This window comes from Mesorhizobium sp. U510 (assembly GCF_059180695.1).
The window spans coordinates 5,418,769-5,439,810 of the sequence record NZ_CP180532.1 but is presented as its reverse complement, the minus strand read 5'-3'; the positions used below and the strand labels follow the sequence as shown (position 1 = coordinate 5,439,810).

Here is a 21,042-nt window from a genome sequence, read left to right as displayed (position 1 = left end):
GGCCTGGATGCGGAATGTTAATCGGCGGAAAGCCAACAATGGGAGTTAGTCATGACAATCTACAAGAGTAATGGCGATCGCGTTCCGGATCACATCCTGGCCATGGCCGAAGAAGCCAAGGCAGGTAAGGTCGATCGCCGCGAATTTCTGGCCATGGCAAGCGTCTTCGGCGCCTCGACGGCGATGGCTTATGGCCTCCTCGGTCTCGCCGATCCGACGCCTGCAAGGGCAGAAGAGGTAAAAGGCAAGAAAGGCGGCACGCTGAAGGTCGCGCAGTGGATCAAGGATCCCAAGGATCCTCGCAAGGCCGACTGGTCGGAAATTGCCAATGCCGAGCGCCAGGCGCTGGAGCCGCTGGTCAAGTACACGAGCGAATATACGTTCCGCCCTTATCTGCTGGAAAGCTGGGACGTGAACGACGACGCCACCCAGTACACGCTGCATGTACGCAAGGGCGTAACCTGGTCGAACGGCGACCCCTTCATAGCCTCTGACGTCGTCTTCAACCTGAAGCGCTGGGCCGACAAGAAGGCCGAAGGCAATTCGATGCCCGGCCGTCTCGGCTCGCTGGTCAAGGATGACAAGCTCGACGAAAGCGCCGTGACGATGCCGGACGACCACACGGTCGTGCTCAAGCTCAGCAAGCCTGACATCGCGCTTATCCCCAACATGTGCGACTATCCCGGCCTGATCGTCCACAAGACTTTCGACGAGAAGGGCGGCGACTTCAAGGCCTGCCCGATCGGCACCGGCCCATTCGAGCTCGTCTCCTACGACGTCGGCCAGAAAGTCGTCTACAAGCGCCGCGAAGACAACAAGTGGTGGGACGGCGAAGTGTTCCTCGACGGCATCGAATTCATCGACTACGGCACCGATCCGGCCGCCATGGTCAGCGCTTTCGAGGCTGGCGAAGTGCACACCAACTTCGAAACGTCGGCCGACTATGTGTCGATCCTCGACAAGATGGACTTGGTCAAGTCGGAGATCGTCACGGCTTCGACCATCGTCTGCCGCACCAACGTCAACAACAAGCCCTATGGCGACCAGAAGGTGCGCAACGCGCTGCAGCTCGCGGTCGACAACAATGTCGTCCTCCAGCTCGGCTATGGCAATGCCGGCTCGGTCGCCGAGAACCACCATGTCTGCTCGATCCATCCGGAATATTACGAGCTGCCGAAGGTTGCCCGTGATCCGGCCAAGGCCAAGGCGCTGATGGCGGAAGCCGGCCAAGCCGACTTCGAACACGAGCTGATCACGGTTGACGAGGACTGGCACAAGAACACCGGCGACGCGATCGCCGCACAGCTGCGCGACGCCGGGATCAAGGTGAAGCGCACGGTGCTACCGGGCTCGACGTTCTGGAACGACTGGACGAAGTATCCGCTGTCAATGACCAACTGGAACATGCGTCCGCTCGGCGTCCAGGTTCTGGCCATCGCCTATCGCACCGGCGAGGCCTGGAACGAGGCTGGCTGGTCGAACCCCGACTGGGATGCCAAGCTCAATGCGGCACTCGCCGTCGCCGACGCTGCCAAGCGCAAGGACATGATGAAGGACATCGAGCAGATCCTGCAGGCTTCCGGCATCATCATCCAGCCCTACTGGCGCAAGCTCTACAGCCACTCGGTCAAGGCGGTGCAAAACTACAAGATGCATCCGACCTTCGAGCGCGACTACGGCAAGGTCTGGCTCGATCAGGCCTGATCGATCGGACCTGGGAAAGGGGCATTGCCCCTTTCCCTCCCTCTTTGCGTCGCCATTGCAGGTTCGTCCGCAAAAAATACGGACTCACCCGGGAAGGCCGTGCAATAAAAACAGGGTTGATCGCATTCGAGGGCCTGTTTGACGGCCAGTCCGCCGGTGACGGCAGGCGAGGCTTTGAAGCCGGCTCAAAACCCAACCCCATCGGCAGGGGGCCGTCATGCTTTCCTTCATTATCAGGCGTCTTGGCACCATGGCATTGACGATGCTGTGCCTGACGATGATCGTCTTCTTCCTGATCAACCTCGAACCCAACCTGAAGAAGCTGGCGATCAGCCAGACGGAAATGCACACTTCGGCCGAACAGCTGGAGGACTGGCTGGTCAACCATGGCTACCGGCAGAATTTCTTCGTCCGCTACGGACAGTGGCTGGGCCTGCTGCCCAAGCAGCCGGTGACCGACCCGGCGACCGGCAAGCCGACGCAGCGTTTCACTTTCTGCAACGACCCGGTCGTACCAACCTTCTCCGGCGTTCTCGAAGGGGATTTCGGTTGCTCGACCAAGTTCAAGACAACGGTTGCCTCGAAATTGTTTCCAGCACTTGGCGCCACCGGGATCCTGATGTTCTGTGTGTTGGCGGTGATGGTGCCGGTATCGCTCTTGATCGGCATCCTGGCCGGCATGCGCGAGGGATCGCGAACCGACCGGGTGCTTTCGGTGGCCTCGATCGCCTCGACGGCGACGCCCGAATATGTGTCGGGCGTCATCTTCACCGTCATCTTCGCCTCATGGCTCGGCTGGTTGAACGGTTCGGCCGCGTCCGCAAGCCAGGGCATCACCTTCTACAATTTCACCCTGCCGGTGATGACGCTGGCGATCTACGGCATCGGCTACATCGCCCGCATGACCCGCGCCTCGATGGTCGAGGTGATGACGCAGCAATATATCCGCACCGCCCGGTTGAAGGGTCTCTCCTTCGGCGGGGTGGTGGTGAAACATGCGCTGCGCAACGCGCTGATCGCACCGTTCACCGTCATCATGCTGCAATTTCCCTGGCTGCTCACCGGCGTCGTCATCGTCGAGGTGATGTTCCGCTACCAGGGCTTCGGCTACACGCTGGTCGAGGCCGCCGGCAACAACGACATCGACCTTTTGCTTGGTTGTTCGCTGGTCTCGGTGTTCATCGTCTTGATCACGCAACTCATTTCCGATGTCGGCTACGCGTTTCTCAATCCGCGTATCAGAGTTCAGTAGGGGGCGAAGCGGATGCAGGTCCAATATATCAGTGCCTTCAGCGTCGTTCTCGAAGTGCTCTCGCGCTTCTGGCCGGTCTGGGTTGCGCTCATCATCGTCATGGGTGCGAGCTTCGCCTACAAGAAAAGGCTGGCGCTCTACGGACAGCTGTTCGACAGCGGCGTCGGCATCGTCGGGGTCGGCATCTGCCTGTTCTGGCTGTTCACGGCGATCTTCGCATCGACCATCTCGCCTTTCGATCCGCTGGCACAGGTCCCGGTGATGAAGGACATGCTGCCCGGCGCCATTGAGCCGCAATCGGGGCTTGTCTATCTGTTCGGCGGCGACAAGCTGGCGCGCGACGTGTTTTCACGCATGGTCTATGGCAGCCAGATCGTGCTGATCATCGCGCCGGCGGCGACCGGCTTCGCGCTGATGGTCGGCATCACCCTTGGCCTGCCCGCCGGCTATTACGGCGGCAAGATCGATACGGTGCTGTCGTTTCTGGCCAACCTCGTGCTGGCCTTCCCGGTGATCCTGCTGTTCTACCTCTTGGTGACGCCGGGCATCATGGACACGCCGATCCCCTATGCCATGGCCGGCGTTTTCTTCCTGTTTCCGATCATCTTCTTCAGCGTGCTGTTCTGGACGCGTTACAAGAACCGCCCAGACCGGCTGTACATCCTGCTCGGCCTGACGCTGATCATAGGCGGCTGGATCTATCTCGGCCTCGTGTTCGACAAGGACCCGCTGCACATCGTCCACATCGATCCCAACCAGCTCAATATTTTCGTGGCGGTGGTGTTTGCCTCTAGTCCGGGCGTGTTCCGCATCGTGCGCGGCTTGGTGATGGACATCAAGACGCGCGACTATGTGGCGGCGGCGCAGACGCGCGGTGAATCGCCCTGGTACATCATGCTTTGGGAAATCCTGCCCAATGCACGCGGACCGCTGATCGTCGATGCCTGCCTGCGCATCGGCTACACCACGATCCTGCTCGGCACGCTGGGCTATTTCGGCCTCGGCCTGGCACCGGAAAGCCCTGACTGGGGCACCGCGATCAAGGATGCCAGCCGGCTGCTGCGCTCCTTCATCCATCCGGCGCTGCCGCCGACGATCGCGCTGATGTCGTTCGTGCTGGGGCTCAACCTGTTGGCCGACTCGCTGCGTGAACAATCGATGAAGGACTGATTGACGGGCTCCGGCCCGCATCTGGTAGAATTTGGATTGGAGCGACCCATGAACGAGGCAGTTCGAAATCCCGCAGAGCCGATCATCGAGATCGAAAACCTGTCGATCTCCTTCTTCACCCGCAAGGGCGAAATACCGGCGGTGATGGATTTTTCCTGCACGGTCATGCCCGGCGAGGCGATGGGCATCGTCGGTGAATCCGGCTGCGGCAAGTCGACCGTGTCGCTCGGCATCATGCGCGACCTCTCCAACATCGGAAAGATCGTCGGCGGCAGGATCAAGTTCCAGGGCAAGGACATGGGCGAGCTCTCCGAGGAGGAGCTGCGCGCCATTCGCGGCAACAAGATCGCCATGATCTACCAGGAGCCGATGGCCAGCCTCAATCCGGCGATGAAGGTCGGCCAGCAGTTGATGGAAGTGCCGCTGATCCACGACAAGGTGTCGAAGGAGGAGGCCTACAAGCGCTCCCTCGAAATGGTGCGCGCGGTCAAGCTGCCCGATCCCGAGCGCATGATGCGCTCCTATCCGCATCAACTCTCCGGCGGCCAGCAGCAGCGCATCGTCATTGCCATGGCGCTGCTGTCGAAGCCGGCGCTGCTTCTGCTCGACGAGCCGACGACGGCGCTCGACGTGACGGTGGAGGCGGGTATCGTCGAACTGGTCAAAGGGCTGGGCGAGAAGTTCGGCACGTCGATGATCTTCGTGTCGCACAATCTCGGCCTCATCCTCGAGACCTGCGACCGCATCACCGTGATGTATTCGGGCGAGGCGGTGGAGACCGGCAAGATCAAGGACGTGTTCGACCGGATGCGCCATCCCTATACGCAAGGGCTGTTCCGTTCGATCCCGCTGCCGGGCGCCGACAAGAATTCGCGGCCGCTGATCTCCATCCCCGGCCAGTTGCCGCTGCCGCATGAGCGGCCGAAGGGCTGCAATTTCGGTCCGCGCTGCCACCATTTCGTCGAGGGCGTCTGCAACGCCGCCGAAATCCCGATGGTCGAGGTCGCCGGCCACGAAGGCCATTTCTCACGCTGCGTGCGCTTCAACGAGATCGACTGGGAGGCGCTGCCGCCCGGCGCCAAGAAGGTCAATGAGCGTGTCGTGCCCGGCGCGCCGGTGCTCAAGATCGAGGATCTGCGGAAATACTACAAGGTCGGCGGCAGCGAGGTGTTCGGCTCGAGCGAAGGCCGCGTCGTCAAGGCCAACGAGACGATCTCGTTCATGGCACGAGAATCCGAGACGGTCGCCATAGTCGGCGAATCCGGCTGCGGAAAGTCGACATTGGCCAAGGTGCTGCTCGGGCTGGAGACGGCGAGTGCCGGCACGGTGACGCTGGGCAACAAGGAAATCCAGTCGACGGGCATCGAGAGCCGCAGCGTCGAAACCGTGTCGTCCATCCAGATGGTGTTCCAGAACCCGTTCGACACGCTGAACCCCAGCCATTCGGTCGGCTCGCAGATCATCCGCACGCTGGAGAAATTCAATGTCGGCAAGACGGTTGCCGACCGGCGCAAGCGCATGCTGGAACTACTCGACCTGGTGAAGCTGCCGCGCGCCTTCGAGACGCGCAAGCCGCGCCAGCTGTCCGGTGGCCAGAAGCAGCGCATCGGCGTGGCGCGCGCCTTTGCCGGCGATGCCAAGGTGGTGGTGGCGGACGAACCCGTCTCGGCGCTCGACGTGTCGGTGCAGGCGGCGGTGACCGAACTCTTGATGGACATCCAGCGCAAGAACAAGACGACGATGCTGTTCATCAGCCACGATCTGTCGGTCGTGCGCTACATCGCCGACCGCGTCGTCGTCATGTATCTCGGCTATATCGTGGAGCAAGGCACGACCGACCAGATTTTCGCGCCGCCCTATCACCCCTATACCGAGGCGCTTTTGTCGGCGATCCCGATCGCTGACACCAGCGTGGTCAAGCGGCACATCGTGTTGGAGGGCGACATTCCCTCGGCGATGAACCCGCCGTCCGGCTGTCCGTTCCAGACACGCTGCGGCTACAAGAAGCTGGTGCCGGACAATCTGTGCGAAACCAAGGTGCCGCCGGTCAAGCATCTCGGCGACGGCCATATGAGCCTGTGCTGGCTGTCCGACGATGTGCTGGCGACGATGGAGCCGGTGATCAAGTTCGACAAGGAACACGCGGCGCATGAAGGTGTTCCGGACGATGCGCACGGCACCGGGCCGGGTCCGACCGGAACGGCGCCCAACCGGCCGCGTGGCAAAACGGGCAGCGCGGAAGCCGACCAGATCGGGGACGCCGTGGAGCAAAGCGAGGCTGGCATGCGAGCCCGTCGCCACGAAGTGCGCGACGAGACTTCCGAAACCGGTGTCTCCAAGCCGAAAGATACCACAAGGCGGCACTAGCCAGGGCTGAGTGTCAGCTTCCGCACTGGCGTAGCTGCGATTCATAATCCCGCGCCATCTTGTCGGTCGCCCGGGCGTAACCCTGCACGCCGGCGTCGCCACGATTGCCGCGGCCATAGGCGGTCCAGCCGAGATAGTAGGCGAGGTAGAGATTGTAGGTGTCGTTGCGCGCGACGCCGTAAGTGTCTGCCGTCTTGGAATGGTACCAGCCGACGAAATCGACGGCGTCGGCGAATTTGGTGCGCCGCGCCGCCCAGTTGCCGGTTTCGCGCTGATATTGCGACCAGGTGCCGTCCAGCGCCTGCGAGAAGCCGGTGGCCGACGAGACATGCTTCCAGGGAATGAAGCCGAGGAGCTTGGTGCGCGGCGGCCGGGCATTGCTCTTGAAGCCGGATTCCTTGCGCACCGTCGCCATCAGCACAGGGACCGGCACGCCATATTTCTGCTCAGTGCGTTCTGCTGCCGACTGCCAATTGTCGAACCAGCCGTCATTCTGGTCGAAGACGGCGCAGACATTGTTGATGTGGCTGGGCGCTGTCGCGCAGGCCGAAAGTGCCAGCAACACGCCAACTGCTACGATTTTACTAAAACTCGACCTACGCATTGGATGAGCAATAGGCCGAAATCATAAAGGGAATCTTGCCGCCGCCGTTAACGCCTCGCAGTCACGAGCGCTCGGGAAAAGGCCCTGTAGATATTCCGACGCCTTCTGTCGCTTTTGATAAAATGGCGCTGCATAAATGCCGCCTTGGCTAAAATCGCGCCTGTAAACGGCGTATTTCTGACAGCTTGCCTGGTTTGCCAAGGCTTTGATGCCTGGCATGAACGAACCAAGACGCAAGCGTGGCGCCGAGCGCACCAGCAACCGGGGGCCGGCGCCCATCCCGCAGCTGCCGCAGAGGCGGGTGACCAATCCCTATCCGCCGATGGCGTTGCTGTCTCCAGACCAGATCGAGGCGATCCATCAAGCGTCGATGCATATATTGGAGAATTTCGGCATCGAGGTGATGAGCCCGCGGGCGCTGTCGCTGTTCGAGCAGGCGGGTGCCAGGGTCGACCACGCCTCGGCCAATGTCCGCCTCGATCGCGGCATGGTCGACGAGGCGCTGAAGACGACGCGCTCCAATTATACGCTGACGCCGCGCAATCCGGCCAACACCATCCATCTTGGCGGCAACACCATCAATTTCACGCTGGTCGCCGGCCCACCCAATGTGCACGACATGGAGCGCGGCCGCCGCGCCGGCAATCTCAAGGATTATGCGGACCTGACCCGGCTGGCGCAGCATTTCAACTGCATCCACATGCTCGGCAACCAGGTCTGCGCGCCGGTCGAACTGCCGGCCAATGCGCGCCATCTCGACACCTACTTCACCAACCTGACGCTGACCGACAAGAGTTTCCATGTCTCGGCGATCGGCCGGGGCAGGGCGCTGGACGGCATCGAGATGATGGCGATCGCGCGCGGGCTGACATTGGATCAGCTGCGCGACGATCCCGGCATCGCCACCATCATCTCGGTCAACTCGCCGCGCCGCTTCGACGAGATGATGGCCGAGGGCCTGATGACCATGGCCGAGTTCGGCCAGTCGGTGGCGGTGACGCCGTTCACGCTGATGGGGGCGATGAGCCCGGTGACGCTGGCGGGTGCCTTGGCGCAGCAGAATGCCGAAGCGCTGTTCGGCGTCGTGCTGACGCAATTGGTGCGGCCGGGCGCGCCGGTGATGTATGGCGCCTTCACCTCCAATGTCGACATGAAGTCCGGGGCGCCGGCCTTCGGCACGCCTGAAAACACCAAGGCCAACATTGCGTCCGGGCAATTGGCGCGGCGCTACGGGCTGCCCTACCGGACGACGCCCGGTTCGGCCTCCAATGCGGCCGACGCGCAAGGCGCCTACGAGACGCTGATGGCGCTGTGGGGCGCGGTGCTCGGCCATGGCAATCTCGTCTATCACGCCGCCGGCTGGCAGGAGGGCGGGCTGACGGCATCGTTCGAAAAGTTCATCATCGATGTCGAGATGATCCAGCACATGATGGAGTTCCTGCGGCCGATCGTGGTCGACGAGGCGGAACTCGCCGTCGAGGCGCTGGGCGCGGTGCCGACCGGCGGCCATTTTTTCGGCGAGCCGCACACGCTGGAGCGCTACGCCACCGCCTTCTACCAGCCGATGCTGTCCAACTGGCAGAATTTCGAAGCCTGGGAGGAGGCCGGCAGCCTCGATGCAACGGCGCGCGCGACCCGGCTGTGGAAGAAGGCACTGGAGGATTATGTCGAGCCGGTGATGGATATCGCTGTGCGCGAGGCGCTGGAGGCTTACATGGCCAGGCGCAAGGAAGCGATCGGGCAGGGTGAGCCGTGATACCTCCCATATCGATTCATCTCACTCATACAACTCACTGATATCAGAGAAAAATCCATGAAATCGCATGCAAAGGTCGTGGTCATTGGCGGCGGCGTCGTCGGGTGTTCCGTGCTGTTTCATCTCGCTCGCCATGGCTGGACCGACGTGGTGCTTCTGGAGCGCGACGAGCTGACATCAGGCTCGACCTGGCACGCGGCGGGCGGCATGCACACGATCAATGGCGACCCCAATGTCGCCAAGCTGCAGAAATACACGATCAGCCTCTACAAGGAGATCGAGGAACTGTCAGGCCAGGCGACCGGCGTGCACCTGACCGGCGGCGTGCTGCTCGCCGCGACCGAGGCGCGGCTGGACTGGCTGCGCGGTGTCGTCGCCAAAGGCCGCTATCTCGGCATCGACCTGGAAGTGATCTCGGCGAAAGAAGCGGCCGAGCTGATGCCGCTGCTCGACCCCAAAGAGTTCGTCGGCGCTGTCCGCAACAAGGAGGACGGCCATCTCGATCCCTCCGGCGTCACCCACGCCTATGCCAAGGCCGCCCGTAAACTCGGCGCCGAGGTCGAGCGCTTCACCAAGGTCGAGGACATTGTGCGGCGGCCCGACGGCCTATGGCGCGTCATCACCAACAAGGGCGAGGTGGTGGCCGAGCATGTCGTCAATGCCGGCGGCCTGTGGGCGCGCGAGGTCGGCCGCATGGTCGGGCTCGAATTGCCGGTGCTGGCCATGGAGCACATGTACCTGATCACCGAGGACATGCCGGAAGTCGCCGCCTGGAACGCCAAGACCGGCACCGAGATCATCCATGCGGTCGATTTCGATGGCGAGCTCTATCTGCGCCAGGAGCGCGGCGGCATGCTGATGGGCACCTACGAGAAAGCCAACAAGCCGTGGTCGGAATACCAGACGCCTTGGAATTTCGGCCATGAATTGCTGGCGCCCGACATCGACCGCATCGCGCCGTCGCTGGAGGTCGGGTTCCGGCATTTCCCGGCCTTCCAGAACACCGGCATCAAGCAGATCATCAACGGGCCCTTCACCTTCGCGCCCGACGGCAACCCGCTGGTCGGGCCGGTGCGCGGCCTACCGGGCTTCTGGGTCGCCTGCGGTGTCATGGCCGGCTTCAGCCAAGGCGGCGGCGTCGGGCTGGCGCTGTCCAACTGGATGATCGAAGGCGACCCTGGCGCCGATATCTGGGCCATGGATGTGGCGCGCTATGGCGACTGGGCGACGATGGCCTACACAAACGCCAAGGTGCGCGAAAACTATTCCCGGCGCTTTTCGATCCGCTTCCCCAATGAGGAGCTGCCCGCCGGACGGCCGCTGAAGACGACGCCGGTCTACGATCTGCTGTCGGCCAAGGGCGCACAGTTTGGCGTCGCCTATGGGCTGGAAGTGCCGCTCTGGTACGCGCCGGAAGGCGTCAAGGACGAGTTCTCCTGGCGCCGTTCCAGCGATTTTTCCCATGTCGCCAGGGAAGTCGCGACGGTGCGCGACGGCGTCGGCCTGTCGGAGATTTCGAGCTTTGCCAAATATAAGGTTACGGGCGAGGGGGCGTCGGCCTGGCTCGACCGCCTGCTCGCCTGCAAATTGCCGAAACCCGGCCGCATGACGCTGGCGCCGATGCTGAAGGATGACGGCAGGCTGATCGGCGATTTCACGCTGGCCAATCTGGGCAGCGATGGCTGGTTCATCGCCGGCTCCGGCATTGCCGAGCAGTACCATATGCGCTGGTTCGAGGCGCATCTGCCTGGCGACGGTTCGGTTCATATCGAGCCGCTGGGCGCGAAACTCACCGGCCTTGCCATTGCCGGCCCCAAGGCGCGGGAAGTGCTGGCCAAGGTCAGCCGCGCCGATGTCTCCAATGCGGCGTTTCCGTTCATGGCGGTGGCCAGGATGGATATCGGCATGGCGCCGTGCCTGGTCGGCCGCGTCAGCTACACCGGCGATCTCGGCTACGAGATCTGGGTGGCGCCGGAATATCAGCGCGCGGCTTATCATGCGCTGACGGCAGCGGGCGCGGAATTCGGTATCGGCCTGTTCGGCTCGCGCGCGCTCAATGCGCTGCGGCTGGAGAAGAACTATGGCTCATGGGGACGCGAATACCGGCCGATCTACGGGCCGCTCGAAGCCGGGCTCGACCGCTTCGTCGCCTATGGCAAGGAGGCGGATTTCATCGGCAAGACGGCAGCGCTGGCCGAGCGCAAGCAAGGCGGCAAATTGCGGCTGCGCAGCTTCATTGTCGACGCCGACGATGCCGATGTCATCGGCGACGAACCGATCTGGTTCGGCGGCGCGGTGCGCGGCTGGGTGACGTCGGGCGGCTACGCCCATCATTCAAAGAAGTCGGTCGCCGTCGGCTATGTGCCGAAGGAGATCGCCGACGAGAGCGACGGCTTCGAGATCGAGTTGCTGGGCAAGCGCCATGCGGCGCGTATTCAGGCAGCCCCGCTGTTCGACGCGAATTTTGAGCGCATGCGGGGGTGAAGGTTCATCCCCAGCGGGGACATCAGGCCTCGCTGCGATTGTCCAGCGCAAAGGCGCCGGCGCCGGCGAAGACCAGATAGAGGAAGATGAAGCAGAAGGAGATTGCCGCGTCGCCGCTGTTGTTGACCGGGAAGAAGTCACGCGGCATGTGCGCCATGAAATAGGCGATCGCCATTTCGCCGGCCAGAAGGAACGCCACCGGGCGTGTGAACAGGCCGAGCGCCAGCAGGATGCCGCCGGCGAATTCGAGGATGCCGGCGGCTGTCGTCAACCCGGTGAGGGCGTGAGGCTGGGCGCTGACGGGGAAGTTGAACAGTTTCTGGCTGCCATGTTCGATGAACTGCAGCGCGGTCATGATGCGCAGCACGCCGAGTGCCTGCGGCAGGTATCTGGAGAGGCCTTCAAAAAGCTTCATCTGAACTCCTTTTCGCCCTCCCGGCCCGGCCATAGATCATGGTCCGACGATGGACCATTCACTTCCCATGGCGCGCCATCAACAATCGGTGATTGGAAATGTTCTCCGGTATGCCCTTTCATATCGTTCTCGTCAGGGTTGCATTTGTATCGCTATGGTTGTATTGATGTGGGCACTCTAAACCTGTGGGTTCTCTTGCCATGAAAAAACTCGTCGTCAGCCTATTCGCACTCCTTGCAGGCACCAGCTTGGCCATGGCCGAGGACGCCGGTTGCGAGGCCTTCAAATGGCCGGTGACGCGGGAACAGGCGCTGTTTGCCGCAGCGCCCGCAACGCCGGCTGGAGCGGAGCTGGCGGTGGGTGCCGCCGCGGATCTGGCATTGGTTCCGGCGGACAAAGCCGGTTTTACGCTGCCGCCCGAGCGCGCGCCGGCGGGGGGCACGTTCGGTGCCGTCGCCAGCGTGGAGGTGCCGGCCAGCGGAGCCATTCAGATCAGCCTGTCGGGCGAAGCCTGGATCGACGTCATCCAGGACGGCAAGGCCATCAAGTCGGCCGGCTACAGCGGTGTGAAAACCTGCCCCGGCATCCGCAAGAGCGTGCGCTTCAAGCTCGCGGCCGGACCGGCCATCGTTCAGTTCAGCGGGGCGAAAAAGGCCGAGCTGAAGGTTGCGGTGCTGACGCCGGAATAGAGCGGCAAATGGAGCAATACGGCCTTTCATCGGTGGTGAGATGAAAGGCCGCCGCTTCGTGCCGGCGAAGCTGCCGTCAGCGCACCGGCGCCATCAGCGCGAAATGCGCGCCCTGCGGATCCTGGCACTGCACGATCCAGCTGCCGCCGGGCGCCTCCATCGGGCCCATCAAGATCTTGCCGCCATTGTCGGTGACGCGTCTTGCGGACGCGTCGATGCCGGTGACGTTGAAATAGAACTGCCAGACCGGGACGGGGATTTGCGCAGGCTTGTTCATGATGCCGCCGCCGGACTCGGGGCCGGCCGTAAACGTCTGGTAGATGCCCATCGGGCCCATGTCGAAATCACCGGCATTGGTCCAGCCGAACTGGCCGGAATAGAAGTCGAACGCGGCCTTCCAATCGCTGGTGTAGAGCTCGTGCCAGCCGATATGGCCAGGTGTGCTGGCTGGCACGACGGGCTGGTCGGGGCCGTTGGGCTGCAGGAACATGAAGGTCGCGCCTTGCGGGTCGGCGACCACGGCGAAGCGGCCGACGCCCGGAATGTCGCTGGGTTCGCAGTGAACGCCGCCGCCGGCGGCTTTCAAGGATTTGGTCGAGGCGTCCACGTCGTTGGTATGGATGTAGCCCAGCCAGGCCGGCGGCGCTCCCATCTTCCTGACATCCTCGGGCATCGTCATCAGCCCGCCGACGCCACGCTCGCCGACATTCATGACGATGTAGCGCGGCATGCCGGGCGCTTTGTCGAAGGGCTGCGCCGTCCAGCCGACAACCTTGGTGTAAAAGGCCTCGGCGGCGTCGAGGTCGGAAGTCATCAGCTCGTACCAGAAGAAGGGCATTGGGGATTTCGGCATGGTCGGTCTCCTCACGGTTCAGCATCGATCGTTGTCCGATCCACCGCAGGACGATCCAAGATACGGGATTCCGACAACCGCCCGGACAATAATGCCTGCCCATGACATGCGTTCCCGGTTGCGTGCCCCGCGATTTTCGATTTCTCTACGGCAAAGGGGGTGTTCATGCGCCAGATGTCGCTCACGCCGGAGCTTGTCGCACTGTGCCACAGGGAAGAGGCCGATCCTGGCCCAGACTTGAGTTGGACGGAGCTGAAGGACGGGGATTTCCAGACCCTTGCATCGCGGCTGTCCGGCGAAGCGGATGAGGGGCCGCTGTGGGTGTTTGCCTACGGCTCGCTGATCTGGAAGCCGGAATTCGAATCGGTCGAGCAACGGCTCGCCACGGCCTTCGGCTGGCATCGCTCCTTCTGCCTCGACATGGTCCGCTGGCGCGGCAGTGCTGCGCAGCCGGGGCTGATGATGGCGCTCGAACGCGGCGGTCGCTGCAACGGCGTGATCTACCGATTACCGGAAGGTGAAAAGCCGGCGCAGATCGAAAGGCTGCTGCGCCGCGAGATCAGCGACCATGAGAGCGTCAGCTCGGTCAGGTGGCTGCCGGTGCATACGGCGCAAGGCGCGCTGCGGGCGCTGGGTTTCTGGGTCGGCGTGAAGGGCAGGGGAACGTCGCTCAGCCAGCCGCTGGACAGAGTGGCGAGCATATTGGCCAGGGCCTGCGGCCATATCGGTTCCGGCGCCGAATATCTCTACAACACGGTCAGCCATCTCGAAGCGTTCGGCATCCATGACCGAAATCTGTGGCGACTGCAGGAACTGGTGGCGGACGAGGTCCGGGCACTCCATGGCCGGCCGGTCGACGAGGGTAGCGCACCCAGGCAAGAGCAGCCGTCCACTGCATAACATGAGTAAAAAAATCATGTTTTTATCGAGCCTTTTCAGCAGCTTGTGCCAAAAATTGACCAATTGATAAAAAAATAAAACGTGCTAGCCTTCCCCAAAACGAAAACATGGGGAACTGACAATGCCAGAAGGCCAGTTCAAGGAAGGTATCGTCGGCGGCCGGCTTCCAGCCGAGCAGTATGCGGACAATTTTTCCGACCTGCATCCGCCGCTCGATCATCACGAGGCGTTGGTCGAATCCGACCGCTGCTATTTCTGCTACGACGCGCCGTGCATGAACGCGTGTCCGACCTCGATCGACATCCCGCTGTTCATCCGCCAGATCTCGACCGGCAATCCGATCGGTTCGGCCAAGACGATCTTCGACCAGAACATTTTGGGTGGCATGTGCGCCCGCGTCTGCCCGACCGAGACGCTTTGCGAAGAGGTCTGCGTGCGCGAGGTGGCGGAAGGCAAGCCGGTGCAGATCGGCCGCCTGCAACGCTACGCCACCGATGTCGCCATGGCCGAGAACAAGCAGTTCTATCCTCGCCCGGAGCCGACCGGAAAGACGGTTGCCGTGGTCGGCGCCGGCCCGGCCGGCCTTGCCGCCGCGCACCGGCTCGCCCGCCATGGCCATGACGTGACCATATTGGAGGCGCGGCCGAAGGCCGGCGGCCTCAACGAATACGGCATCGCCGCCTATAAGAGCGTCGACAATTTCGCCCAGGCCGAGGTCGATTATGTCACGGCGATCGGCGGCATTGACATCCAGAACGGCAAGGCGCTCGGCCGCGACTACCAGCTCTCCGACCTGATCCGCAATTATGACGCGGTGTTCCTCGGCATGGGGCTTGGCGGCGTCAACGCGCTGCGCGCCGATGGCGAGGATGCCGCCGGCGTCACCAATGCGGTAGAGTTTATCGCCGAGCTGCGCCAGGCCGGCGATCTCGCCAGCCTGCCTGTCGGCCGCCGCGTCGTCGTCATCGGCGGCGGCATGACGGCGATCGACGCCGCCGTGCAGTCGAAGCTGCTCGGCGCCGAGGAGGTGACGATCTGCTACCGTCGCGGCCAGGAGCATATGAACGCCTCCGGGTTCGAGCAGGACCTGGCCGCCGCCAACGGCGTCACCATACGCCATTGGCTGCAGCCGAAGCGGGTGATCGCTGACGCCGGCCAAGTGTCGGGCATCGAACTCGAATACACGGCATTGAAGGGCGACAAGCTTGCCGGTACCGGCGAGACGCTGACGCTCGTCGCCGACCAGGTGTTCAAGGCGATCGGCCAGAGCTTTGTCCCGGCCGCGCTCAACGGCAGCGAGGCCTCGATCGAGCTCGAAGCCGGGCGTATAAAGGTCGATGGGGAAGGGCGCACCTCGCTGGCGAAAGTCTGGGCCGGCGGCGACTGCATCTTTGGCGGTGACGACCTGACCGTTTCGGCCGTGGCGCAAGGGCGCGATGCGGCGGAAAGCATACACAGGAGTTTGACGCAGGGATAAGGATCATGGCCACGGTGGAACCGGGCATCGCCCGTCACTACGACATAGCGGGTCTCGAGCAGCGCATCCTTGCCGCGCTCGCCGATACGGGCGTGGACGTTGCCCATCTGCGTGCCGGCGATCTCGAAGCGGTCGACGAATTCCACATTGGCGGTATCGCCGCCACAAGGGAACTCATCGGGCAGATGGGGCTGAAACCAGGAGCCATGCTGCTCGATATTGGTTCCGGCGTGGGCGGTCCCGCCCGTTTTGCCGCCAACGAAGCCGGGGCCGATGTCACCGGCATCGATCTCACGCAAAGTTATGTCGATATCGCGACCAGCCTGTCGAAGCGCACTGAAATGGCCGACAGGACGCACTTCGTGCAAGGCAGCGCGCTGGACATGCCGTTCGCCGATGCTGGCTTCGACGCGGCCATGATCCTGCATGTCGGCATGAACCTTCCCGACAAGAAAAAGCTGATGGGCGAGGCCGCGCGTGTGCTCAAGCCGGGCGGCGTCTTCGCCGTCTACGACGTGATGCGGCTCAAGGACGGCGCGCTGACCTATCCGCTGCCATGGGCTTCGGACGAGAGCATGTCCTTCGTTGCTACGCCCGACGACTATCGCTCGGCTGCCACGGCTTCCGGCTTCTCCGTCGTCGCCGAGCGGCGGCGCGGTGCTTTCGCCGTCGAATTCTTCGCCGCGACGCGTGCCCGGATGGCCGCCGCGCAAGCGGAAGGCAAGAAGCCGCCGCCCGGCGTCGGCCTCGTCATGGGCGAAGACGCCCATACCAAGATCGCCAATGTCACCGCCGCGCTTGAAGGCGGTATTCTCGCACCCGTTGAACTGCTTCTTCGTCTCGGCTGAAAGGGACCTGTCATGGCAGACCTCCGCAACAATTTCGTCGGCATCAAATCGCCAAATCCGTTCTGGCTGGCCTCGGCGCCGCCGACCGACAAGGCCTACAATGTCATCCGCGCCTTCAAGGCAGGCTGGGGCGGCGTGGTGTGGAAGACGCTGGGCGAGGAAGGCCCGCCGGTCGTCAACGTCAACGGCCCGCGATATGGCGCGATATGGGGCGCCGACCGGCGCCTGCTCGGCCTCAACAACATCGAGCTGATCACTGATCGTGACCTTCAGACCAATCTGCGCGAGATGAAGCAGGTCAAGATGGACTGGCCCGATCGGGCGCTGATCGCTTCGATCATGGTGCCTTGCGAAGAGGCAAGCTGGAAAGCCATCCTGCCGCTGGTCGAGGAGACCGGCGCCGACGGCATCGAGCTCAATTTCGGCTGCCCGCACGGCATGTCGGAACGCGGCATGGGTGCCGCCGTCGGCCAGGTGCCGGAATATATCGAAATGGTGGTGCGCTGGTGCAAGCAGTATACGCGCATGCCCGTCATCACCAAGCTGACGCCCAACATCACCGATATCCGCAAGCCCGCGCGTGCGGCGCATGCCGGCGGCACCGACGCGGTGTCGCTGATCAACACCATCAATTCGATCACCGGTGTCGACCTCGACAGCTTCGCGCCGATGCCGACCATCGACGGCAAAGGCTCGCATGGCGGCTATTGCGGCCCAGCGGTGAAGCCGATCGCCATGAACATGGTGGCCGAAATCGCGCGTGATCCGGAGACACACGGCCTGCCGATCTCGGGCATTGGCGGCATCACCACCTGGCGCGACGCGGCCGAATTCCTGGCGCTCGGCGCAGGCAATGTGCAGGTGTGCACGGCGGCGATGACCTACGGCTTCAAGATCGTGCAGGAGATGATCGCGGGTCTCGAAAACTGGATGGACGAGAAGGGCCACCGCTCGCTCGACGACATTATCGGCCGCGCCACGCCCAACGTCACCGACTGGCAGTATCTCAACCTCAACTATGTCGCCAAGGCGCATATCGACCAGGACGCCTGCATCAAATGCGGCCGCTGCCACATCGCCTGCGAGGACACTTCGCACCAGGCGATCACCAGCATGGTCGATGGCGTGAGGCATTTCGAGGTGATCGAGGCCGAATGCGTCGGCTGCAATCTGTGCGTCAATGTCTGCCCGGTCGAGAACTGCATCACCATGGAGCCGCTGGCCGCCGGCGTCATGGACCAGCGCACCGGCAAGCCGGTGTCGCCGATCTACGCCAACTGGACGACGCATCCGAACAACCCGATGGCCAAGGTGGCCGCGGAGTAGGGGCGGCATTCAACAAAAAAGCGGCGCCTTCGGGCGCCGTTTTTCACTTTCCTATTGCAGATAAGAAATATCCACGATAAAAGATATCAACGAAAGGGAGATCGGCATCATGAAGCTGGGCGAGGGCGTTGAGGCGGCCATCCACTGCACCGCCACGCTGGCGAGCGTCGAGGGCAACAGCACCATGCCGGGCGCTGCTCTCGCTGAGTGTTTCGGCCTGTCGGCGAGCTATCTGCTAAAGCATCTCAACATGCTGACCGCCGCGAGCATCCTGGAATCGGTGCCGGGGCCGGCGGGTGGCTATCGGCTGGCGCGGGCGGCCGAACGCATCACTCTGCTCGATATCGTGCTGGCCATAGAAGGGCGCGAACCGGCATTCCGCTGCGGTGAGATCCGCCGCAACGGTCCGGTCAAGATCGATGCCTCGGCCTATGTCAAACCCTGCGGCATCAATGCCGCGATGCTCAAGGCCGAGCGCGCCTATCGGGCAGCGCTTGCTGAAGTGAAGCTGTCCGACATCGTGGCGGATTACGCGGCAGAAGGCGATCCGCGATCCTTTGCCGCCAGTTGCGCTTTCGTGGCGCGCCACCAGCGGCCGCAGAAATCCAGTTCAACCCCCCAAAAGCAGATGTGAAAGGACATTAGATGAAACAGAGGATGCAATTCTTCGCCAAGGCGCCGGAGATCATGAAAGCGGTGTCGGCGCTGAACAAGGCGGTCGACGAATGCGGGCTGGAGGTCAGTCTGTTGCATCTGATCAAGCTCAGGGCCTCGCAGATCAACGGCTGTTCCTTCTGCGTCGAAATGCACAGCCGCGAGGCGCGGCGCGACGGCGAAACCGAGCAGCGGCTCTATCTCGTCGCGGCCTGGAAGGAATCGCCGCTGTTTTCCGAACGCGAGCGCGCCGCTTTCGCCTGGACCGAGGCGGTGACCCTGATCGCCAACAATGGTGTGTCGGATGAGCTCTATGCCCGCACGCTTGAGCATTTCTCGGAAGAGGAGTTGGTCAAGCTGTCGGTGGCGCTCGGCATGATCAACACCTGGAATCGGCTTTGCGTCCCGTTCCAGGCCATTCATCCGATGCCGGCCGCCAAGGCCGCCTAATCTTATCGCTATTGGAGCGCCGTCGAGGAGACGGCGCTCCCCATTGTTTCAAAGGGAGTGTTTTATGCCTGCCGATTTGCCATCGACCTTGTTGTTTCTGGGCCGCCTGCTGCTTGGCGGCGCCTTCGTCTTCGCCGGCCTGCGCAACATCCAGAACGCGGTCTTCCTGACCGGGCTGATGGCGGCGCGCGGCGTGCCGCAAGCGCGATTGGCGCTGTGGGCCGGCATTGTGCTCCAGATCATCGCCGGTCTCCTGGTGATGGCCGGCCTGTGGACGGCAACCGCCTGCGCGGTGCTGGTGCTGTTCCTGATTGCCGCCACGCCGATGTTCCACAATTTCTGGGACCACCAAGGCCCGGACCGCGCGGCGCGCATCAACGGCTTCGTCGGCAATGTCGCGCTGGGCGGCGGTTTCCTGACGTTGATCGCTCAGTCACTTTAGGGGCAGGAGTCAGGCCGCGAACCGCAACCCACCATCGCAGGTCAGCACCTGGCCGGTCATGAAGCCGTTGGAGACGAGGAAGGCTATCGCTGAGGCGACATCCTCGGCGCGGCCGATGCGGCCGACCGGCGTCTTGCCGGCATATTCCGCAAAGACCGCCTGCCGCTGGTCGTCGGGCAGAAAATCCCACCACGGCGTGTCGATGACGCCGGGCGCCACGACGTTGACGCGCAGGGGTTTCAGCTCGACCGCCAGGATCGGCGCCACGGTCAAGAGCATGCCGTTTATCGCGCCGATACCCGCGATGCCGGGCATTGTGGCCTGAGCCGACACCGCAGATATGAAGGTCACCGATCCAGATCTGTTAAGCGTCGGCAATGCCGCCTGCAGGCAGGACAGTTGCGGCCGCACCTTCTCTTCGACGCCGCTGCCGATATCGGCAAGGTCAAGCGTCTCGAACGGGCCAAGGCCCTTGCCGCCGCTGGCCGCCAGGACGAGGTGGTCGAACGGGCCGAGGCGCTCGAAGAACTGGTGGACCTCATGCGGTTTCGACGCATCGAACGCAGCCTTGTCGGCGGCGCCGCCGAGGCTCTTCCAGGCGCTGATAAGCTTGTCCTGGTTGCGCCCTGTGATCGTCACCTTCATGCCCGGGCCGAGCAGTTTTCGCGCGGTCGCCAGGCCGATGCCGGACGAGCCGCCGATAATGACTGTGTGTTCCGTTCTGTCGCTCATGAATTCAGGTCCTTCGATTTTGAGGAGGCCGGGCCGATAAGGTCGAGGCTCAGCTTTCGCAATTGTTGCCGTGCCCTGGCGTCGTAAGCCTGGGCATCGGCGCGGGCTTCGCGCAGTCCGTCGAAATAGAGGCCGCTGCGGCCTGCGAGCGCGGGTGAGGCGGCAAGGTTCACGATGGCTTCGGCGCCGGTCTCGACCGAACTCCATGGCGTCACGCCGGCCTGCCGGACCATGGTGGTGTTCATGTAGCTCGCCGGATGCAGCGCGTTGACGGTGACGCCGGTGCCTTTCAGCTGTTCCGCCAGATCGACGGTGAACAGGATTTGCGCCAGCTTGCTCTGGCAATAGGCGCGTACGCCGCTATAGCCGTGGGTGAGCATCACGTCGCCGAAATCGATCGCCTGCTGGCCGGCCGAGGCGACGTTGACGATGCGCGCCGGAGCGCTGGCCTTCAGCAGCGGCAGAAGCTCCGAGGTCAACAGGAAGCCGGCAAGATAGTTGACGGCGAAACGCAATTCGTAGCCATCGGCGCTGACCTGCCGCTTGGCGCCTGCCGTGCCGATGCCGGCATTGTTGATGAGGATATCGAGCCGGTTCGTTCGGGCACGTACCGCCTCGGCGAGGTGGCGAATTTCGGCCAGCGAAGCAAGGTCGGCGGCGAGGAACTCGGCCTTGCCGCCGGCCGATTCGATCTCGGCGACCGCTGCCTTGCCGCGCGCCGCATCGCGGCCATGCACCAGCACCCGGGCGCCGTCGGCACCCAGCCTTTGCGCGACGACGCGGCCGACGCCGTCGGTCGAGCCGGTGATGAGGATTGTCTTGTCTTTCAGGTCCATGTCCAGAGCCTCCTGTCTGCTGCTCTGAAGGCAAGATGGGACGTCTGGCCGATCTCAAACAGTTCAAACTTTATCCTGGTATC

At 63.1% G+C, this 21,042-nt stretch carries 19 protein-coding genes; 14 read left to right on the top strand and 5 right to left on the bottom strand.

Annotation, left to right across the window (positions count from 1 at the left end; genetic code table 11):
- Nucleotides 1-51: 51 nt before the first annotated feature.
- From ACLGL5_RS28160 to ACLGL5_RS28145, 4 genes are all read left to right on the top strand, one after another.
- Nucleotides 52-1,704, top strand: coding sequence for an ABC transporter substrate-binding protein (locus ACLGL5_RS28160; RefSeq protein ID WP_038647814.1), 1,653 nt, complete (start codon nt 52-54; stop codon nt 1,702-1,704).
- A gap of 217 nt (nt 1,705-1,921) precedes the next feature.
- Entirely contained in the window at nt 1,922-2,956 is a 1,035-nt protein-coding gene (locus tag ACLGL5_RS28155; protein ID WP_019859185.1) for an ABC transporter permease, read from the top strand.
- A gap of 12 nt (nt 2,957-2,968) precedes the next feature.
- On the top strand, nt 2,969-4,126 hold the full coding sequence (locus ACLGL5_RS28150; protein WP_019859184.1) for an ABC transporter permease: 1,158 nt from the start codon (nt 2,969-2,971) through the stop codon (nt 4,124-4,126).
- Nucleotides 4,127-4,174: 48 nt separating this feature from the next.
- Nucleotides 4,175-6,493: a dipeptide ABC transporter ATP-binding protein gene (locus ACLGL5_RS28145; RefSeq protein ID WP_069092511.1), complete on the top strand. Its 2,319-nt coding sequence runs from the start codon at nt 4,175-4,177 to the stop codon at nt 6,491-6,493.
- A gap of 13 nt (nt 6,494-6,506) precedes the next feature.
- On the opposite strand, the gene ACLGL5_RS28140 is transcribed toward ACLGL5_RS28145, so the two are convergent.
- Nucleotides 6,507-7,097, bottom strand: a complete 591-nt coding sequence (locus ACLGL5_RS28140; RefSeq protein ID WP_019859181.1) for a transglycosylase SLT domain-containing protein — start codon at nt 7,095-7,097, stop codon at nt 6,507-6,509.
- Nucleotides 7,098-7,314: 217 nt separating this feature from the next.
- On the opposite strand from ACLGL5_RS28140, the gene ACLGL5_RS28135 reads away from it, so the two are divergent.
- On the top strand, nt 7,315-8,853 hold the full coding sequence (locus ACLGL5_RS28135) for a trimethylamine methyltransferase family protein (RefSeq protein ID WP_069093457.1): 1,539 nt from the start codon (nt 7,315-7,317) through the stop codon (nt 8,851-8,853).
- Nucleotides 8,854-8,910: 57 nt separating this feature from the next.
- A complete protein-coding gene (locus ACLGL5_RS28130) occupies nt 8,911-11,337 on the top strand; it encodes a GcvT family protein (RefSeq protein WP_069092510.1) in 2,427 nt (808 codons plus the stop codon).
- Nucleotides 11,338-11,359: 22 nt separating this feature from the next.
- On the opposite strand, the gene ACLGL5_RS28125 is transcribed toward ACLGL5_RS28130, so the two are convergent.
- Entirely contained in the window at nt 11,360-11,752 is a 393-nt protein-coding gene (locus ACLGL5_RS28125) for a DoxX family protein (RefSeq protein ID WP_019859178.1), read from the bottom strand.
- Between the two features lie 200 nt (nt 11,753-11,952).
- Between ACLGL5_RS28125 and ACLGL5_RS28120 the strand changes: the two genes are divergently transcribed.
- A complete protein-coding gene (locus ACLGL5_RS28120; RefSeq protein ID WP_080643765.1) occupies nt 11,953-12,441 on the top strand; it encodes a hypothetical protein in 489 nt (162 codons plus the stop codon).
- Nucleotides 12,442-12,517: 76 nt separating this feature from the next.
- Here ACLGL5_RS28120 and ACLGL5_RS28115 read toward each other — a convergent pair whose 3' ends face one another.
- The gene (locus ACLGL5_RS28115; RefSeq protein ID WP_027047035.1) at nt 12,518-13,294 is read right to left on the bottom strand and encodes a VOC family protein; all 777 of its coding nucleotides are present in this window, start codon (nt 13,292-13,294) and stop codon (nt 12,518-12,520) included.
- A gap of 165 nt (nt 13,295-13,459) precedes the next feature.
- Between ACLGL5_RS28115 and ACLGL5_RS28110 the strand changes: the two genes are divergently transcribed.
- The 7 genes from ACLGL5_RS28110 (at nt 13,460) to ACLGL5_RS28080 (ending at nt 19,391) form a co-directional block, all read left to right on the top strand.
- Nucleotides 13,460-14,194, top strand: coding sequence for a gamma-glutamylcyclotransferase (locus tag ACLGL5_RS28110; protein WP_027047034.1), 735 nt, complete (start codon nt 13,460-13,462; stop codon nt 14,192-14,194).
- A 121-nt stretch (nt 14,195-14,315) separates the two neighbouring features.
- A complete protein-coding gene (locus ACLGL5_RS28105) occupies nt 14,316-15,671 on the top strand; it encodes an NAD(P)-dependent oxidoreductase (protein ID WP_019859174.1) in 1,356 nt (451 codons plus the stop codon).
- 5 nt (nt 15,672-15,676) lie between these two features.
- Nucleotides 15,677-16,519 (top strand): class I SAM-dependent methyltransferase, encoded by an 843-nt coding sequence (locus ACLGL5_RS28100; protein WP_019859172.1) that lies wholly within the window; start codon nt 15,677-15,679, stop codon nt 16,517-16,519.
- Nucleotides 16,520-16,531: 12 nt separating this feature from the next.
- Complete coding sequence (preA, locus tag ACLGL5_RS28095) at nt 16,532-17,845, top strand: NAD-dependent dihydropyrimidine dehydrogenase subunit PreA (RefSeq protein WP_019859171.1); 1,314 nt, start codon at nt 16,532-16,534, stop codon at nt 17,843-17,845.
- Nucleotides 17,846-17,954: 109 nt separating this feature from the next.
- Nucleotides 17,955-18,479, top strand: coding sequence for an RrF2 family transcriptional regulator (locus ACLGL5_RS28090; RefSeq protein ID WP_010910321.1), 525 nt, complete (start codon nt 17,955-17,957; stop codon nt 18,477-18,479).
- 11 nt (nt 18,480-18,490) lie between these two features.
- Nucleotides 18,491-18,949 carry a carboxymuconolactone decarboxylase family protein gene (locus tag ACLGL5_RS28085; protein ID WP_019859170.1) on the top strand — a complete coding sequence of 153 codons (459 nt, stop codon included), beginning with the start codon at nt 18,491-18,493 and terminating at the stop codon, nt 18,947-18,949.
- Nucleotides 18,950-19,013: 64 nt separating this feature from the next.
- On the top strand, nt 19,014-19,391 hold the full coding sequence (locus ACLGL5_RS28080) for a DoxX family protein (RefSeq protein WP_027047033.1): 378 nt from the start codon (nt 19,014-19,016) through the stop codon (nt 19,389-19,391).
- A 9-nt stretch (nt 19,392-19,400) separates the two neighbouring features.
- Here ACLGL5_RS28080 and ACLGL5_RS28075 read toward each other — a convergent pair whose 3' ends face one another.
- Together ACLGL5_RS28075 and ACLGL5_RS28070 are read right to left on the bottom strand one after the other, a co-directional pair.
- A complete protein-coding gene (locus ACLGL5_RS28075; RefSeq protein ID WP_069092509.1) occupies nt 19,401-20,123 on the bottom strand; it encodes an SDR family oxidoreductase in 723 nt (240 codons plus the stop codon).
- Nucleotides 20,120-20,959, bottom strand: a complete 840-nt coding sequence (locus ACLGL5_RS28070) for an SDR family oxidoreductase (RefSeq protein ID WP_069092508.1) — start codon at nt 20,957-20,959, stop codon at nt 20,120-20,122. Before ACLGL5_RS28070 ends, ACLGL5_RS28075 begins: the two co-directional genes overlap by 4 nt.
- Nucleotides 20,960-21,042 lie beyond the last annotated feature (83 nt).

What these genes read in the sequence shown, in the direction of transcription:
- ACLGL5_RS28160 (WP_038647814.1), top strand. Translation starts at nt 52, where the DNA reads ATGACAATCTACAAGAGTAATGGCGATCGCGTTCCGGATCACATCCTG.
- ACLGL5_RS28155 (WP_019859185.1), top strand. Translation starts at nt 1,922, where the DNA reads ATGCTTTCCTTCATTATCAGGCGTCTTGGCACCATGGCATTGACGATG.
- ACLGL5_RS28150 (WP_019859184.1), top strand. Translation starts at nt 2,969, where the DNA reads ATGCAGGTCCAATATATCAGTGCCTTCAGCGTCGTTCTCGAAGTGCTC.
- ACLGL5_RS28145 (WP_069092511.1), top strand. Translation starts at nt 4,175, where the DNA reads ATGAACGAGGCAGTTCGAAATCCCGCAGAGCCGATCATCGAGATCGAA.
- ACLGL5_RS28140 (WP_019859181.1), bottom strand. Translation starts at nt 7,097, where the DNA reads ATGCGTAGGTCGAGTTTTAGTAAAATCGTAGCAGTTGGCGTGTTGCTG.
- ACLGL5_RS28135 (WP_069093457.1), top strand. Translation starts at nt 7,315, where the DNA reads ATGAACGAACCAAGACGCAAGCGTGGCGCCGAGCGCACCAGCAACCGG.
- ACLGL5_RS28130 (WP_069092510.1), top strand. Translation starts at nt 8,911, where the DNA reads ATGAAATCGCATGCAAAGGTCGTGGTCATTGGCGGCGGCGTCGTCGGG.
- ACLGL5_RS28125 (WP_019859178.1), bottom strand. Translation starts at nt 11,752, where the DNA reads ATGAAGCTTTTTGAAGGCCTCTCCAGATACCTGCCGCAGGCACTCGGC.
- ACLGL5_RS28120 (WP_080643765.1), top strand. Translation starts at nt 11,953, where the DNA reads ATGAAAAAACTCGTCGTCAGCCTATTCGCACTCCTTGCAGGCACCAGC.
- ACLGL5_RS28115 (WP_027047035.1), bottom strand. Translation starts at nt 13,294, where the DNA reads ATGCCGAAATCCCCAATGCCCTTCTTCTGGTACGAGCTGATGACTTCC.
- ACLGL5_RS28110 (WP_027047034.1), top strand. Translation starts at nt 13,460, where the DNA reads ATGCGCCAGATGTCGCTCACGCCGGAGCTTGTCGCACTGTGCCACAGG.
- ACLGL5_RS28105 (WP_019859174.1), top strand. Translation starts at nt 14,316, where the DNA reads ATGCCAGAAGGCCAGTTCAAGGAAGGTATCGTCGGCGGCCGGCTTCCA.
- ACLGL5_RS28100 (WP_019859172.1), top strand. Translation starts at nt 15,677, where the DNA reads ATGGCCACGGTGGAACCGGGCATCGCCCGTCACTACGACATAGCGGGT.
- preA (WP_019859171.1), top strand. Translation starts at nt 16,532, where the DNA reads ATGGCAGACCTCCGCAACAATTTCGTCGGCATCAAATCGCCAAATCCG.
- ACLGL5_RS28090 (WP_010910321.1), top strand. Translation starts at nt 17,955, where the DNA reads ATGAAGCTGGGCGAGGGCGTTGAGGCGGCCATCCACTGCACCGCCACG.
- ACLGL5_RS28085 (WP_019859170.1), top strand. Translation starts at nt 18,491, where the DNA reads ATGAAACAGAGGATGCAATTCTTCGCCAAGGCGCCGGAGATCATGAAA.
- ACLGL5_RS28080 (WP_027047033.1), top strand. Translation starts at nt 19,014, where the DNA reads ATGCCTGCCGATTTGCCATCGACCTTGTTGTTTCTGGGCCGCCTGCTG.
- ACLGL5_RS28075 (WP_069092509.1), bottom strand. Translation starts at nt 20,123, where the DNA reads ATGAGCGACAGAACGGAACACACAGTCATTATCGGCGGCTCGTCCGGC.
- ACLGL5_RS28070 (WP_069092508.1), bottom strand. Translation starts at nt 20,959, where the DNA reads ATGGACCTGAAAGACAAGACAATCCTCATCACCGGCTCGACCGACGGC.